This is a genomic window from Pseudomonas sp. BMW13, from assembly GCF_013357275.1.
Taxonomy (GTDB): domain Bacteria; phylum Pseudomonadota; class Gammaproteobacteria; order Pseudomonadales; family Pseudomonadaceae; genus Aquipseudomonas; species Aquipseudomonas khazarica.
In genome coordinates, this window is the sequence record NZ_SUKD01000028.1 from 31,964 (window position 1) to 48,000 (window position 16,037).

A 16,037-nucleotide genomic window follows, 5' to 3' on the forward strand; every position below is an offset into this window, starting at 1 on the left:
GTAAGGTGAAGCACTGCGCGCAACGCTCACTCCGCCAGGAGTGGGTCGAGCGCGCGGACATGCTCGACAGACCAGCCGAGCGGAACCAGGTCACCAACCTCCAGGCCCGGATCGAGCTCGGCCACGGGTTGCTTGACGTAGAAATCGGATTGGCCGCAGACCTCCATGCGGATGCGCACGTGGTCGCCCAGGTAGATGAACTCGGCGATGCGCCCGGAGAACCGGTTCGGGCAGGCCTCGCTGTGGCCGTTGAGACGGATACGCTCCGGGCGGATCGACAGGCTCACCGGCTCGCCGACGGCGCCGACGTTCACCGCCGTGGCCTTCACCTGTTCGCCGCGCGCCAGGCGCACCACGCACTGCTCGCCGTCGCGGCTGACCAGTTGCCCGGCGAGGCGGTTGTTCTCACCGATGAACTGGGCGACAAAGGTGTTCTGCGGGGTTTCGTAGAGTTCGCGCGGCGGGGCGATCTGCTGGATCTCGCCCTGGTGGAACACCGCCACGCGGTCGGACATGGTCAGCGCCTCGCCCTGGTCGTGGGTCACGTAGACCACGGTCACGCCCAGGCGCTGGTGCAGGTGCTTGATCTCCATCTGCATGTGCTCGCGCAGCTGCTTGTCCAGCGCGCCGAGCGGTTCGTCCATCAGCACCAGCTGCGGCTCGAACACCAGCGCGCGGGCCAGCGCCACACGCTGCTGCTGGCCACCGGAAAGCTGTCCCGGATAACGGTTGCGGAAGCTGTCGAGCTGCACCATCGACAGTGCCCGCTTGACCCGCTCGCTGATGTCGGTGCGCGACATGCCGCGCACGCTCAGCGGGAAGGCCAGGTTCTCCGCCACGGTCATGTGCGGGAACAGCGCATAGTTCTGGAACACCATGCCGATGTCGCGCTTGTGTGGCGGCAGTTTGTTCAGCGAGCGGCCATCGAGGAGGATCTCGCCGGCGGTCGGCGTTTCGAAACCGGCCAGCATCATCAGGCTGGTGGTCTTGCCGGAACCGGACGGGCCGAGCAGGGTCAGAAACTCGCCCTTGCGGATATCCAGGTTGAGGTCTTTGACGATCAGCGTTTCGCCGTCGTAGCTCTTCTGCACGCCGCGGAAGCTCACCAGTACATCGTTTGCCATCACACCACACCCTTGTTCTTGTCTCAGGCCGATGACCACAGAGTAGGGCGGCGAGAAAGGGCGAAAAATCGGGCGGGATGACAAGCTGATATCAGGCGCGGAGAGAATCTCGTGTAGGGATAGCCCTACAAATTCCGAGTGATTGCCTCGGCTATCGAAGGCGCAGGCTGCGCCTGCAGACGCGATCTATCCGCGATCAGCACTGCGCGCCAACAGCTGGTCCACAGGTAGGGTGGACAGCGCTTTTCATGTCCACCGATGCGAGCGCGTCGATCTCGAAACGGTGGATGAAAAGAGCGTCATCCACCCTACTCCGGCACCGCTGATCGCTCAGACCAGGCGGTGCTCCATGGCGTAGCGCACCAGGTCGGCCACCGAATGCGCGCCCAGCTTCTGCATCAGGCGCGCCTTGTGTGTGCTCACGGTCTTGTTGCTCACCGCCAGGTGCAGGGCGATGTCGTTGACGCCCTCGCCACGCACCAGGCGCTCGAACACCGAGAACTCGCGTTCGGACAGTTGCGCATGGGGCGGGCGCGAATCGGTCAGGCCGACCTCGAAGACCATGCGGTCGGCCAGCGCCGGGTCGATGTAGCGTCCACCCGAAGCCACCTTGCGGATGGCGGTGATCAGCAGTGCCGGGTCGCTGTCCTTGGTGGCGTAGCCGGCGGCGCCGGCCTTGAGGGCGCGGGCGGCCATCTGCGCTTCGTCATGCATCGACAGCACCAGGATGGCCGGGGACGCGCTGAGCGCGCGAATCCGCGGGATGGCCTCCAGGCCGTTGACGCCAGGCATGGAGATATCCAGCAGGACCACATCGCAGGGCGTGCGTCGCAGCACTTCGAGCAGCTGCTCACCGTTGCTCGCCTCCCCCGCCACCTCGAGGTCGCGGGCCATGCCGATCAGTTGCTTGATGCCTTCCCGTACGATGGTGTGGTCTTCGGCCACGAGTACCCGGATCACGCCGTGACCTCCTCATCCAAAGTTATGCGCGCGTAAAGGGTAGTGCCCTCGCCGGGCCTGCTGTCAATCTGCAACTGCCCGCCGAGCATGAGCATGCGCTCCTGCATGCCGACCAGGCCGAAAGACTGTCCCGGCTTGCGCTGCGCCGGATCGAAGCCCTTGCCATCGTCGGCCACCGACAGGCACAAGCTGTCGTCCTCCTGCCACAGGTGCACCTCGACGCTGTGCGCGCCGGCATGACGCATCACGTTGGTCAGGGCCTCCTGCAGGATGCGGAACAGGCCGATGGCCTGGGCATCCGGCAGTTGCATGAGATGCTCCGGCACCTCGACCAGGCAGGGGATCTGCGTCCGCTCCTCGAAGCGGCGCACCTGCCACTCGATGGCCGAGGCGATGCCGGCATCGAGAATCGGCGGACGCAACGCCGTGGCCACGTCGCGCACCAGCTGGAACAGCTGTGCGATCAGGCGCTTCATGCTGGCCAGGCGCTCGTCCAGCGCCGGTATCTGCCCGGCACAGGCCAGCTCGCACATCGCCGTTTCCAGCTTGAGCACGGTCAGCACCTGGCCCAGCTCGTCATGCACCTCGCGGGCGATGCGCGCCTTTTCCTCTTCGCGCACGCTCTCCAGATGCGCCGACAGTTCCCGCAGGCGCGCCCGCGAATCGGCCAGGGCCAGCTCCGCCAGCTTGTTCTCGGTGATGTCCCAGAGAATCCCGTCCCAGACCATGCGCCCGCCGCCCAAAGGCCGCGCGGTGGTGCGAATGTCGGCCCAGAGCACCTCGTCGTCGCGGGTCAGGATGCGCCCCTGCCAATACCAGTCGCTCTCGCCTTCCAGCGCCAGCGTCTGGCTGTTCAGGTAGCTGGCCAGGTCCTGCGGATGCACCAGGCTGCGGATGCCACGCTCCTCACGCTGCAGTTCACGGGCCGGCCAGCCGACCATCTCCTGGCTGGCCTCGCTGATATAGGCGAAGTTGACCACCTGCCCCGGGGCCGCGCGCTCCAGGCGGAACACCAGGCCCGGCACGTTGCCGGCGATGCCCTTGAAGCGCGCCTCGCTTTCCTCCAGTGCAGCCCGCGCGCGGCGGCGCTCGGTCACGTCGCTGAGGAAGACCACCAGGTACTCGGCCTGGCGATAGCGCAAAAAGCTCAACGACACATCCGCCGGCATGCGGCTGCCATCGGCGCGCAGGCAGTCGATCTCGAAACTCGACGATCCGTCTTCCTGCTCGCGTACGCGCTTCCACAGGCGCAGCCAGCGATCCATGTCGAGGCTCGGTTCCACCTGGCTCAGCGGCCTGTCCACCAACTCGCCGGGGCGATAGCCGAGCATGCGTTCGGCTGCGCCGTTGGCATAGCGCAAGTGGCTGTCCCAGTTGACCCAGAGAATGCCGACCGTGCTGTTGTCGATGGAGAACTGGCTCAGGCGCAGCGCCTCGGCGGCCTGCTGATGCGAGTCGAGCTGCGCCCGCGCACCGAGCAGGCCGCGCTCCAGCAGGCGGGTCTGCTGGCGTTGCCGGTACAGCGCGGTCGCCACCAGGGTCAGCAGCAGAAAGAGGAACAGCGTGAGGGTCTTCCAGAAACCGACGAAATCCGTGGACTGCGGATAGCGCAGCGGCAGCCAGGTGTCACGCAGCTCCTCCAGCTCGCGAGCCGGGAGCGCCTGCAAGGTGCGGTCGACGATGTCCGACAGCAGCGGCTGGTCGCGGCGCGTGGCCAGGCGCAACAGCTGCGGCAGCCCGATATCACCGACGATGCTCAGGTTGGTGAAGCGCGATTCGCGCAGTTGCAGGCTCAGGCTGGCCTCGTCGAGCACCGCATAGCTGACTTCCTGGTTCAGCACCTGCAGCAGCGCGGCGCGTTCGCTGCTGGTGGGCTTCAGGCGCAGGTTGGTATGGGTACGCTCCAGGTATTCGGCCGCCTGGCTCGGCACGCGCACCGCCACGATCTGCTCCAGCGGCAACTGGTCGAGGTCCACCGAGCCACTGCCGCTGCGTTCACCGACGACCAGATGCGGCACCCGCAGATAGGGCATGGAGTAATGCCAGATGCGCAGTCCCGCCGGGGTCTGTTGCAGCCCGGGGGCGAGGTCCACCTCACCTGCTGCGGCCGCCCGCTCCAGCGCAGGCAAATCCGGGTACAGGTGCCAGTCGGGCGTGACGCCCATGCCTTCGAGCAGGCGCTTCATCAGGTCGATGTTGGCGCCGACCAGTTGCCGGTTCTGCACGCGCTGGACCCAGGGTGCCTGCTGGATCAGCCCCACCCGCAACACCGGATGCGCCTTCAGCCAGGCGCGCTGTTCGGCATCGTAGGCCGGCCGCAACGGCAGGCGCGTCGCATCTGCCCAGGTGGTCGAGGCGCACAGCATCAGCAGCAGGCAGAGGGAGGAGAGAGCGGACTTCATGCGAGGGGACGATCCGATGACGCGATCCCCTACCTTACTCCAGTCTTGCAGCCGTCGCCTGACAAAAGCGGAGCCCGGCATTAGGCTCTGTAGCAGATCATCAGGAGCTCGAACGATGCGTCCCCTCTCTCTCTTTCTGCTCGGACTCTGCCTGTCTTGCAGCCCCGCGACCTGGGCACAGGAAACCACCGATGCAGCGGCAAGCGAAAATCCCGAGGGCGCCGGGCCCGGCAACGAGCGCCCGGCCCTGCCGGAACGCAGCGTCAGCGAAGCACTGGCCCTGGAACAACGCCTGGACAAGCGCGAGCAGCAGATGCTGCAGGCCGGCGACGAAAGCTTCCTGGCACTGTGGCTCCCGGCCAACGTCGGAGAGCCCAGTGGCGTCGTGATCCTGGTGCCCGGTGACGTGGAAAACGCCGACGGCGCGGCCGCCGTCGGCCCGTTGCGGCGCAAGTTCCCCGATGCGGGCTGGCACAGCCTGAGCCTCACCCTGCCGGACCCGGATGGCGACCCCGTTCCCCTGCGCGATGAAGCCACAGAAACGACCCCACCGGCGGCAGACGGCACGGAAACGTCGCCGAGCACCGAGCCGGCCACTCCCGACAGCGTCCAGCCGGCAGAAGGTGCGGCAGCCCCCGAGATCAGCCCGGAGCAACGACGGCAGAAGCATGTCGAGCGCGTCATGGCGCGCATCGATGCCGCGATCGCCTTCGCCGAACAACGCCAGGCCAAGGAGATCGTGCTGCTCGGCCATGGCAGCGGGGCGTACTGGGCAGCGCGCTATCTCAACGAGCGCAAGCCGGCCAACGTGCACAACCTGCTGATGGTGGCAGCCGAGCTACCCGCCGGGTTCGCACCGCCACTGGATGAACTGGTGCCGGAGCTGCCCGTGGCCACCGGCGACTTCTACTACAAGGACCGGGCCAGCGAACGCAGCGCCGCCCTGAAACGCCTGCAGGCCAGCAAGCGCGCCAAGCTGCCCACCTATATACAGGTGGCGATGAAGGCCCTGCCGGGCAACCTGGCCGTGCAGGACGAACAGCTGTACCGCCGCCTGCGCGGCTGGCTGCAACTGCACATCCGTGCCAGCGGCGGCTAGCGCAGGTCCCGGCGCTGACGAATCAGCGCATAGGCCTGATGCAGCTGGCGCGTGGTCTCGGTCGCTTCGCGAATCCGCTCTGGCGAGGCGCCGGAACCGGCCAGTTTGTCCGGGTGATGGCGACTGAGCAGACGACGATAGGCGCGCTTGATCTGCTCGGGCTCGCTGCTCTCGCTGACCCCGAGCAGGCGCAGCGCCTCCTGGTAGCTGCCACCCGCCGGGGCCGGCTGCTGGCTGCGGCGCGGCGCATACTCCTCGCCCAGGCGCTCCAGGCGTGCACTGTCCCAGCCGAGCCACTTGCCCCACAGCAGGATCAGCTCGTGCTCGCTGGGCGACACCCGCCCGTCGACCCAGGCCATGCGCCAGCAGGCCCGCAACAGCGCATCGGCCCGCTCGCGCTGACGCTGCAGCGGCGTGCGCAGGTTGTCACGCCCGGTCTTGCCGCGCGCGAAGGACTCGATGGCGCGGCGCTGGCCCGCCTCGTCCAGGCCCAGGCGCTGCATTTCCGAACGGGCCTGCTGGATGTGACTCTGCACCACCCGCCCGTCACTCTTGGCCAGGCGCCCGAGCATCAGGAACAACAGCTGGTCGTCGCCAGGCGTAGCGCGGCCAAGGCGCTCACGCAGGTTGTCCCACCCCTGCAGACGCAGGCGTCGATCCAGCACCTGGCCAAGCAGGCCACCCAGCAACGCGCCGGGAATGCTGGCGAGGGCAAGCCCCGCCGCCGCACCGAGCAGAGTGGCCGGCCACAGCACTAGGGCGACTCCTGCAGCACGCGCTCGACGTCGGCCAGACGCTCATGCGTGCCGACATCGATCCAGCGCCCCGCATGTCGCTCGCCACTGACCAGCCCTCGCGCCATCGCCTGGCGCAGCAACGGTGCCAACTTGAACGCCCCCGGCTCACAGCCCTCGAACAGCTGTGGACTGAGCACCGCCAGCCCGCTGTAGGTGAGACGTTCGCCAGCCCCCTGGCCGTCAGAGACCTGTCCGTCAGCCAGGAGGAAGTCGCCCTGCAGGTGGTGTTCGGGATTGTCCACCAGCACCAGATGAGCCAGCCCGGCCAGCGGCTTGCGCAACTGGGCGAAGGCGTAGTCGGTGAAGATATCGCCATTGACCACCAGGAACGGCTCATCACCCAGCAACGGCAAGGCCTTGAAGATACCGCCGCCGGTCTCCAGCGGCTCGCCTTCCGGCGAATAGCGGATGCTCACGCCAAAGCGCGAGCCGTCGCCGAGATGGTCCTCGATCTGCTGGCCGAGCCAGGCGTGGTTGATCACCAGCTCGTTGAAACCGGCAGCCGCCAGCGCACGCAGGTGATACTCGATCAACGGCACGCCGGCCGCACGCACCAGCGGCTTCGGCGTGTGCAGCGTCAACGGGCGCAGTCGTTCCCCCTTGCCTGCGGCCAGAATCATCGCTTTCATGCGCCCACGGCCTCCACGGACTCCAGGCTGGCGAACAGCTCGCCGAGTTCGGCCAGCTCCGGCCGGCGTGCCAGCACCGCCTGGATGTAAGCGAAGAAGCGCGGCACATCGGCGAGGTACTTGGGTTTGCCGTCGCGGTGGCAGATGCGCGCGAAGATACCGATGACCTTGAGGTGACGCTGCACGCCCATCAGGTCACTGGCACGCAGGAAATCCTCCAGCGACGCCTGCACCGGAATGCCGGCCGCCCGCGCCCGCTCCCAGTAGCCCTCCAGCCAGGCCTGCACACGCGCCTCGGGCCAACTGAGGAAGGCATCCTTGAACAGGCAGGTGATGTCGTAGGTCACCGGACCGTAGACCGCATCCTGAAAATCCAGCACCCCGGGGTTGGGACTGCTCTGCATCAGGTTGCGCGGCATGAAGTCGCGGTGCACCAGCACCTTGGGCTGCGCCAGGGCACTGTCAATCAGGCAGCGGCTGATGCGCTGCCAGGCGGCCTCCTGCTCGGCAGTGAACTCGCGCCCCAGCTGCCGCTGCACGTACCACTCGGGAAACAGCTGCAACTCCCGGCGCAACAAGGCCTCGTCGTAATGTGGCAGGTCCTGGTCGAGCGGCAGGCGCTGCTGCAGCAGCAGCGCCTCGATGGCATCGTCGAACAGCGCATCGGCGTTGTCCGGGTCGATCACATCCAGATAGGTCTGCCGCCCCAGATCATCGAGAATCAGGAAGCCCTGCTCGATATCGGCCGCCAGTACCTGCGGCACATGGACGCCGGCGCTGGCCAGCAATCCGGCGATACGCACGAAGGGCGTGCAGTTCTCCTGAGGGGGCGGCGCATCCATCAGGATCAGGCTGCGCTCGCCCGCCTGCCAGCGAAAGTAACGCCGGAAGCTGGCGTCGCTGCTGGCGGGGCTCAGCTCGGCGGGCGGTACCGCTCCCCAGCCGCGCTCGGCGAACAGCTTTGGCAGTTGCCCGGCGAGCCAGGCGTGCAGTTGTTGCAGACGTACATCGTGTTCAGACATCAAGGGGTCTCCGACGGCGCTAGCCGTTGCGCGGGTCATGCTTTATTATCCAGCATCTTTTTCAGCCCATCGAGAGGCGTGCGGCCCCCGGGCCGATAGCGCGCAGGAAGCCCGGACTAACAAGATGGCAGTAAAACACCCCGCGTTCCGCAAGAAATTTCCACTGCTGGTTACCGGCAGCTTTCTGGCCCTACAGCCCGTGTTCAGCCTACAGTCCTTTGCCGCCGAGCAATACGATTGCCAGGTGTCGCCTGCGGGCGGCTGGGCCTGTGCGCCGAAGACAGCCACCAGTGCCCTGCCACCTCGCCCGCAGCACAGCCGCAACGCGGTCAGCGCGACTGCTGGCACGACCGCAGGTACGACCAGCGAGGCTGTCGCCAAGCAGGACGCCGCCGTGGTGCTGGTCACCGAAAGCGCGGGCCGCGCACTCGCCTCGCGCAGTGCCGACTACAGCCACCTGGACTGGGTCCCGCGTGACAAGTTGACCGCCGCGCAGCTGGCCGAAGCCGGTCCGTACTGCGCAGGCGCCTATGTCGAGCCCTTGCGCCCGGGCATGGATGACACCACGCCGCTGGACGAAGCGCCGATGTACGTGTCGGCCAAGGCCTCGCGCTTCGAGCAGGAAAAGCAGATCGCCACCCTCGCTGGCGACGTGGTGCTGCGCCAGTCCGGCCTGCAGGTCGAAGCCAACGAGGCCAGCCTGCACCAGACGGAAAACCGTGGCGAACTGGTCGGCAACGTACGCCTGCGCGACAAGGGTACGCTGGTCGTCGGTGACCGCGCCGAACTGCAACTCGACAACGGCGAAGCCAAGATCGACAACGCCGAGTACGTCATGCATCAGGCTCACGTACGCGGCAGCGCGCTCTACGCCAAGCGCGAAGAGACCGCGATCATCCGCCTCAAGGACGGCACCTACACCCGCTGCGAGCCGGGTGACAATGCCTGGCACCTGAAAGGCAACAACATCACGCTGAACCCGGCGACCGGTTTCGGTACTGCGACCAACGTGACGCTGCGGGTCAAGGACATCCCGGTGTTCTATACACCGTATATCTACTTCCCGATCGACGACCGTCGCCAGTCCGGCTTCCTGCCGCCCAGCCTCGGCAGCTCGAGCAGCAACGGTTTTGCGTTGCAGACGCCCTACTACTTCAACCTTGCGCCGAACTACGACGCCACCCTGTACCCCACCTACATGGCCAAGCGCGGCCTGTTGATGGAAGGCGAGTTCCGCTACCTGACGGAAAGCAGCGAGGGTCAGGTCGGCGGCGCCTGGCTGAACGACAGCGAAGACGAGCGCAAGCTGCAGTCCGAGTACGAAGACCAGCGCTGGATGTACAGCTGGCAGCACAAGCAGGGCCTGAATTCGCGCCTGCTGGCTGAAGTCGACTACACCGATATCAGCGACCCCTACTACTTCCAGGATCTGGATACCGACCTGGGTATCGACAAGCAGACCTACGTCAACCAGCGTGGCACCCTGACCTATCGCGGTGACAGCTACCGTGCACGCCTGAACCTGCATGCGTACGAGCTGGCCAACATCACCGACGTGACGCCGTACGACCGCCTGCCGCAGATCACCCTGGACGGCAAGCTGCCCTTCAACCCGGGCGGTCTCGACTTCACCTACGGCACCGAGTACGTACGCTTCGACCGCAACCTGCGTTCGGGCTACTTCATCGACAAGGACGGTTTGACCGGCCGGCCGCAGGACCTCTGGTACGACGCGCGCCTGACCGGCCTGAACCGTGCCGATGGCGAGCGCCTGCACCTGGAGCCGGGCGTCAGCCTGCCGCTGAACTGGAGCTGGGGCTTCCTCAAGCCTCAGGTCAAGTACCTGCACACGCAATACCAGGTGGACCTGGACGGCCTGGGCAGATCGCAGATTGCTGGCGCGACAAACGCTCTCAACGATCCGAATCGCCAGTGGTTTGGCGTGGACTACAAGCGTTCGCCAAGCCGAGGCGTCGGCCTGTTCAGTGTCGACAGCGGCCTGTACTTCGACCGCAACACCCAGCTGTTCGGCAAGGAATTCAGCCAGACCCTGGAGCCACGTGCGTTCTACCTCTACGTACCGGAAGAAGACCAGACCGACATCCCGATCTTCGACACCGGCGAACCGACCTTCAGCTACGCCTCGCTGTGGCGCGAGAACCGCTTCAGTGGCAAGGACCGCATCGGTGACGAGAACAAGCTGTCGCTGGGCCTGACCAGCCGCTGGATCGAGCCGAACGGTTTCGAGCGCCAGCGTGTCAGTATCGGCCAGGCCTTCTATTTCGAAGACCGCAAGGTACAGCTGGCCGGTATCGATTACCGCGCCCGCGCCGAGTCGACCGCCGACGTCTCGCCGTACGCCCTGGAGTACCTGTATCGCTTCAACCGCGACTGGCGCTTCGCCTCGACCTTCAACTGGGACCCGGACCAGCACGCGACCCGCTCGGGCAGCGCGATGTTCCACTACCAGCCTGAGGCCAACCCGAACAAGGTGGTCAACTTCGGCTACCGCTATCGTAACGACACCGTGCGCTACGACCGTGACAGCGGCACCTGGACCACCAACCCGGACTACGGCAACCCGACCCTTGCCAATGGCACGCCGAACCCGAACTACATCAAGGACTACTACAAGATCGACCAGCATGACTTCTCCGTCATCTGGCCGCTGGCTCCGCAGTGGAGCCTGATCTCGCGCTGGCAGTACGACTACGGCCGCAACCGCACCCTCGAAGCCTTCGGTGGTTTCGAGTACGACAGTTGCTGCTGGAAGCTGCGCCTGATCAACCGCTACTGGATCGACTACGACGAAGTCAGCCTCGACCCCTCGCGCAACGACGAGGCGGACCGCGGCATCTTCCTGCAGATCGTCCTCAAGGGCCTCGGCGGCGTCGTAGGCAACAAGGTGGAATCTTTCCTCGACCAAGGCATTCAAGGTTACCGTGAACGTGAAGACCAAGCTTTCTGATTGCCTGCGCCCCCTGCTGTTGGGCGCAGCACTGCTGGCGGCAACGGCTCAGGCCCAGGTTCGCCCGCTGGATCGCGTCGTGGCCATCGTCGACAACGACGTGGTCATGCAGAGCCAGCTCGACGCGCGTCTGCGTGAAGTCCAGCAGACCATCGACAAGCGTGGCGGCACCCTGCCGCCCGAGCACGTGCTCAGCCAGCAGGTGCTCGAGCGCCTGATCATCGAGAACATTCAGCTGCAGATCGGCGAACGCTCCGGCATTCGCATCACCGACGAGGAGCTGAACCAGGCCATGGGCACCATCGCCCAGCGCAACGGCATGTCCCTGGAGCAGTTCCGCCAGGCACTGGCGCGCGACGGCCTGTCCTACGACGACGCCCGTGACCAGGTGCGCCGCGAGATGATCATCAGCCGCGTACGCCAGCGTCGCGTCGCCGAGCGCATCCAGGTCACCGACCAGGAAGTGCAGAACTTCCTCGCCTCCGACCTGGGCAAGATGCAGCTGTCGGAAGAATTCCGCCTGGCCAACATCCTCATTCCGGTATCCGAAGGCGCATCGTCCAACGAGATCCAGGCCGCCGACCGCCAGGCGCAGGAGCTGTATCAGCAACTGCAACAGGGTGCGGACTTCGCCCAGCTGGCCGTGGCTCGCTCGGCCAGCGAGAACGCCCTGGAAGGCGGCGAGATGGGCTGGCGCAAGGCCGGCCAGCTGCCGCCACCGTTCGATAGCATGGTCAGCGCCCTCAACCCGGGCGAAGTGACCGAGCCGGTACGTACGCCCGGCGGCTTCATCATCCTCAAGCTGACCGAGAAGCGTGGTGGTGACACCCAGGTACGTGACGAAGTGCATGTGCGCCACATCCTGATCAAACCGAGCGAGATCCGCAGCGAAGCCGAGACCCGTCGCCTGGTAGAGCGTCTCTATCAGCGCATCCTCGCGGGCGAAGACTTCGCCGAACTGGCGAAGAACTTCTCGGAAGATCCGGGTTCCGCCCTCAACGGTGGCGACCTCAACTGGATCGACCCGAACGCGCTGGTGCCCGAGTTCCGCAAGGTCATGAACGACACGCCGAGCGGCGAACTGTCCAAGCCGTTCAAGAGCCCCTACGGCTGGCACGTGCTGCAGGTGCTGGGCCGTCGCGCTACCGACACCAGCGAGCAGTTCCGTGAGCAACAGGCCGCCAACCTGCTGCGCAACCGCAAGTACGACGAAGAGCTGCAGGCCTGGCTGCGCCAGATCCGCGACGAAGCCTACGTCGAGACCAAGCTGTAACAGCGACGCTGTCTGAACGAGCCCGGCCCTGTGCCGGGCTTTTTCGTTATCGGCCCGGCGGCGTACACTGACGCCCCGTCGCCCGCACAGAGATCCGCCATGACGCTCCCCCGCTTTGCCCTCACCCCAGGCGAGCCAGCCGGCATCGGCCCCGACCTCTGCCTGCTGCTGGCACGCGAGGCGCAACCGGCGCCACTGGTGGCGATCGCCAGCCGTGAACTGCTGGCCGAGCGCGCCAGGCAGCTGGGCCTGTCCATCGAGCTGCTGGCGGTCGAGCCGCAGCGCTGGCCGGACGCTCCCGCAGCGGCGGGCAGCCTGTATGTCTGGGACACGCCCCTGGCTGTCGCCGCAGAACCGGGCAAGCTGGCACCCGCCAACGCCGGCTATGTCCTGCAGACCCTCACCCGCGCAGCCCAGGGCTGCCTGGATGGCACCTTCGCCGGGATGATCACGGCCCCCGTGCACAAGGGCGTGATCAACGAGGCGGGCATCGCCTTCTCCGGCCACACCGAGTTTCTCGCCGACCTCACCCAGACCTCGCAGGTGGTGATGATGCTGGCGACCCACGGCCTGCGCGTGGCCCTGGTCACCACCCACCTGCCGCTCAAGGATGTCGCGGCCGCGATCACCGCGGAGCGCCTGGAGCGTGTCACCCGCATCCTGCACGCCGACCTGTGCAGCAAGTTCGGCATCGCCGCGCCGCGCATCCTGGTCTGCGGGCTCAATCCGCACGCCGGCGAAGGCGGCCACCTGGGCCGCGAGGAGATCGACATCATCGAGCCGACGCTGCAGCGCCTGCGTGCCGAGGGCATGAACCTCATCGGCCCGTTGCCAGCCGACACCCTGTTTACCCCCAAGTACCTGGACCAGGCCGACGCGGTGCTGGCCATGTATCACGATCAGGGCCTGCCGGTGCTCAAGTTCAAGGGCTTCGGCGCCGCGCTGAACGTCACCCTGGGGCTGCCGATCATCCGCACCTCGGTGGACCATGGCACCGCGCTCGACCTGGCCGGCACTGGCAAGGTGGACATCGGCAGCCTGCAGGTTGCCCTGCAAACTGCCTACCAGATGGCAGCAGCCAGGGGCGGCAAGCCACAAGCTGCAAGTTGAAGGCTCAAGCCGTCCGCATGGATGCCGGGGGCGGCCCCAGCTGATAAGCTTCTCCTCTTTACCTTTTCGCTTTACGCTCTTGCTTGACGCTTGCAGCTTGAAGCCTGGAGCTGCTCCATGTCCGAATACCAACACCGCGCGCGCAAGCGCTTCGGCCAGAACTTCCTGCATGATGCCGGCGTGATCGACCGTATCCTGCGCGCCATCCGCGCCAAGGAAGGCGAGCGCCTGCTGGAGATCGGCCCGGGCCAGGGCGCCCTGACCGAAGGCCTGCTGGGCAGCGGCGCGCAACTCGATGTGATCGAGCTGGACCTCGACCTGATTCCCATCCTGCAGAACAAGTTCGGCGACAACCCGCGCTTTCGCCTGAATCAGGGCGATGCGCTGAAGTTCGACTTTTCCCGCCTCGAGGCCGCGCCGCACAGCCTGCGCGTGGTTGGCAACCTGCCCTACAACATCTCTACGCCGCTGATTTTCCACCTGCTGGACAACGCGCCACTGATTCGCGACATGCACTTCATGCTGCAGAAGGAAGTGGTCGAGCGCATGGCCGCCGGTCCTGGCGGCGGTGACTGGGGCCGCCTGTCGATCATGGTGCAGTACCACTGCCGCGTGGAGCATCTGTTCAACGTCGGCCCCGGCGCCTTCAATCCGCCGCCGAAGGTCGACTCGGCCATCGTGCGCCTGGTCCCGCATGAGACCTTGCCGCACCCGGCCAAGGATCATCGCCTGCTGGAGCGCGTCGTCCGCGAGGCCTTCAACCAGCGCCGCAAGACCCTGCGCAACACGCTCAAGCAGCTGCTGCCGGCCGAGGCCATCGAGGCCGCCGGGGTGGACGGCAGCCTGCGCCCCGAACAGCTGGACCTGGCCGCCTTCGTCCGCCTGGCCGACCAGCTGGCCCTGCAGCCCGGCGCGGCTCAGGACTAAACTGCAATCACGCTCAACGGGTTTCCTGCATGTCCGACCCTCGTTATCAGATCGACGTCAGCGTCACCACTCGCTACCTGCCCGCGCAATCGCAGCCGGAGCAGAGCCGGTACGCGTTCTCCTACAAGGTGACCATCGTCAATAACGGCGAGTTGCCGGCGCAGCTGCTGTCGCGCCACTGGATCATCACCGACGGCGACGGCCGCGTGCAGGAAGTGCGCGGCGCCGGCGTCATCGGCCAGCAGCCGCACATCGCGCCGGGCGCCAGCCACACCTACAGCAGTGGCACGGTCATGGCCACGCAGGTGGGTACCATGCAGGGCAGCTACCAGATGCTCGCCGAGGACGGCAAACGCTTCGACGCCATCATCGCCCCCTTCCGCCTGGCAATGCCGGGAGCCCTGCACTGATGGCCGTGTATGCCGTGGGTGATCTGCAGGGCTGCCTGAAACCGCTGCAATGCCTGCTCGAACGAGTCGCCTTCGACCCGACCAGGGACCGCCTCTGGCTGGTCGGCGACCTGGTCAACCGTGGCCCGCAGTCGCTGGAGACCCTGCGTTTCCTCTATAGCATCCGCCAGGCCGTGACCTGCGTCCTGGGCAACCATGACCTGCACCTGCTGGCCGTGGCGCACAATATCGAGCGCCTGAAGAAGGGCGACACCCTGCGCGAGATCCTCGACGCCCCGGACCGCGCCGACCTGCTCGACTGGCTGCGCCTGCAGAAACTGGTACACCACGACGCCGAACGCCAGGTCACCCTGGTGCATGCCGGCATTCCGCCGCAATGGACCCTGAGCAAGGCCCTGCGCCGCGCGGCCGAGGTCGAGGAAGTCCTGCGCGATGACGCGCGCCTGCCGCTGTTTCTCGACGGCATGTACGGCAACGAGCCGGCAAAGTGGAACCGGGAGCTGAGTGGCGTGACGCGCCTGCGGGTGATCACCAACTACTTCACCCGCATGCGCTTCTGCACCGCCGACGGCACCCTGGACCTGAAGACCAAGGAAGGCATCGGCAATGCGCCCCCCGGCTTCGCCCCCTGGTTCAGCCATCCACAGCGCAAGATGCGCGGCGAGAAGATCATCTTCGGCCACTGGGCCGCACTGGAAGGCAACTGCCGGGAACCCGGCCTGCATGCCCTCGACACCGGCTGCGTCTGGGGCGGTGCGATGACCCTGCTCGACGTCGACAGCGGCGAACTCCATCGCTGCACCTGCCCCAAGGCATGAGCGCCAGCAGCGCTCCCACGAATCACGCAAAGGCCCCGAACATGAGCGAATTCAAGCGAATCTCCCCGCAACAGGCACAAGAACTGCGCGCCCAGGGCGCCGTGGTGGTCGACATCCGCGACCCGCACAGCTTCGCCAACGGCCACATCAGCGGCTCGCGTCACCTGGACAACCACTCCCTGCATGACTTCATCACCCATGCAGACCTGGATGCACCGCTGATCGTCTCCTGCTACCACGGCAACTCCAGCCAGGGCGCCGCCGCCTATCTGGTCGGCCAGGGCTTCTCCGACGTCTACAGCCTCGACGGTGGTTTCGAGCTGTGGCGCGCCACCTACCCGGACGAAACCGCGCAAAGCGTCGAAGAATAAATTTCGCCCAGCGGCAAGCCCCGCCCGCTCTGGCCTGCCGCCACTTCCCGAGGCACGGTAACATTCAGTTATCGTTGTCCCGCCCTTGACCATTCGCAGAACGAACTATCCTGTTACTCAGGCCATC

14 protein-coding genes are annotated in these 16,037 nt (G+C 66.2%); 8 read left to right on the forward strand and 6 right to left on the reverse strand.

Going from position 1 to position 16,037, the window contains the following annotated elements:
• Positions 1–26: 26 nt before the first annotated feature.
• From E4487_RS19995 to E4487_RS20005, 3 genes are all read right to left on the reverse strand, one after another.
• A complete protein-coding gene (locus tag E4487_RS19995) occupies positions 27–1,124 on the reverse strand; it encodes an ABC transporter ATP-binding protein (protein ID WP_037054998.1) in 1,098 nt (365 codons plus the stop codon).
• 330 nt (positions 1,125–1,454) lie between these two features.
• The gene (locus E4487_RS20000) at positions 1,455–2,084 is read right to left on the reverse strand and encodes a response regulator transcription factor (protein WP_047589111.1); all 630 of its coding nucleotides are present in this window, start codon (positions 2,082–2,084) and stop codon (positions 1,455–1,457) included.
• On the reverse strand, positions 2,081–4,486 hold the full coding sequence (locus E4487_RS20005) for a PAS domain S-box protein (RefSeq protein WP_175254201.1): 2,406 nt from the start codon (positions 4,484–4,486) through the stop codon (positions 2,081–2,083). Before E4487_RS20005 ends, E4487_RS20000 begins: the two co-directional genes overlap by 4 nt.
• A 115-nt stretch (positions 4,487–4,601) precedes the next feature.
• On the opposite strand from E4487_RS20005, the gene E4487_RS20010 reads away from it, so the two are divergent.
• Entirely contained in the window at positions 4,602–5,585 is a 984-nt protein-coding gene (locus E4487_RS20010; protein ID WP_175254202.1) for an alpha/beta hydrolase family protein, read from the forward strand.
• Here E4487_RS20010 and E4487_RS20015 read toward each other — a convergent pair.
• Genes E4487_RS20015 through E4487_RS20025 form a run of 3 tightly spaced genes read right to left on the reverse strand, consistent with a single transcriptional unit; the run spans position 5,582 to position 8,033 of the window.
• Complete coding sequence (locus tag E4487_RS20015) at positions 5,582–6,340, reverse strand: DnaJ domain-containing protein (RefSeq protein ID WP_037055004.1); 759 nt, start codon at positions 6,338–6,340, stop codon at positions 5,582–5,584. The two genes, E4487_RS20010 and E4487_RS20015, sit on opposite strands and share 4 nt — an antisense overlap.
• Positions 6,340–7,011 carry an N-acetylmuramate alpha-1-phosphate uridylyltransferase MurU gene (gene murU / locus E4487_RS20020; RefSeq protein ID WP_175254203.1) on the reverse strand — a complete coding sequence of 224 codons (672 nt, stop codon included), beginning with the start codon at positions 7,009–7,011 and terminating at the stop codon, positions 6,340–6,342. Before murU ends, E4487_RS20015 begins: the two co-directional genes overlap by 1 nt.
• A complete protein-coding gene (locus tag E4487_RS20025; protein WP_150606759.1) occupies positions 7,008–8,033 on the reverse strand; it encodes an aminoglycoside phosphotransferase family protein in 1,026 nt (341 codons plus the stop codon). The genes murU and E4487_RS20025 overlap by 4 nt, the downstream gene beginning before the upstream one ends.
• 124 nt (positions 8,034–8,157) lie before the next feature.
• Between E4487_RS20025 and E4487_RS20030 the strand changes: the two genes are divergently transcribed.
• The 7 genes from E4487_RS20030 (at position 8,158) to glpE (ending at position 15,910) form a co-directional block, all read left to right on the forward strand.
• On the forward strand, positions 8,158–11,001 hold the full coding sequence (locus E4487_RS20030) for an LPS-assembly protein LptD (RefSeq protein WP_175254204.1): 2,844 nt from the start codon (positions 8,158–8,160) through the stop codon (positions 10,999–11,001).
• A complete protein-coding gene (locus E4487_RS20035; protein ID WP_150606763.1) occupies positions 10,982–12,274 on the forward strand; it encodes a peptidylprolyl isomerase in 1,293 nt (430 codons plus the stop codon). Before E4487_RS20030 ends, E4487_RS20035 begins: the two co-directional genes overlap by 20 nt.
• Before the next feature lie 99 nt (positions 12,275–12,373).
• Positions 12,374–13,384, forward strand: coding sequence for a 4-hydroxythreonine-4-phosphate dehydrogenase PdxA (gene pdxA, locus E4487_RS20040; protein WP_175254205.1), 1,011 nt, complete (start codon positions 12,374–12,376; stop codon positions 13,382–13,384).
• A 117-nt stretch (positions 13,385–13,501) separates the two neighbouring features.
• A complete protein-coding gene (rsmA, locus tag E4487_RS20045; RefSeq protein ID WP_152489734.1) occupies positions 13,502–14,311 on the forward strand; it encodes a 16S rRNA (adenine(1518)-N(6)/adenine(1519)-N(6))-dimethyltransferase RsmA in 810 nt (269 codons plus the stop codon).
• Positions 14,312–14,340: 29 nt separating this feature from the next.
• Complete coding sequence (apaG, locus tag E4487_RS20050; protein ID WP_037055019.1) at positions 14,341–14,721, forward strand: Co2+/Mg2+ efflux protein ApaG; 381 nt, start codon at positions 14,341–14,343, stop codon at positions 14,719–14,721.
• The gene (locus E4487_RS20055; RefSeq protein ID WP_175254206.1) at positions 14,721–15,539 is read left to right on the forward strand and encodes a symmetrical bis(5'-nucleosyl)-tetraphosphatase; all 819 of its coding nucleotides are present in this window, start codon (positions 14,721–14,723) and stop codon (positions 15,537–15,539) included. The genes apaG and E4487_RS20055 overlap by 1 nt, the downstream gene beginning before the upstream one ends.
• Before the next feature lie 41 nt (positions 15,540–15,580).
• A complete protein-coding gene (gene glpE / locus E4487_RS20060) occupies positions 15,581–15,910 on the forward strand; it encodes a thiosulfate sulfurtransferase GlpE (RefSeq protein WP_037055022.1) in 330 nt (109 codons plus the stop codon).
• Positions 15,911–16,037: the final 127 nt, after the last annotated feature.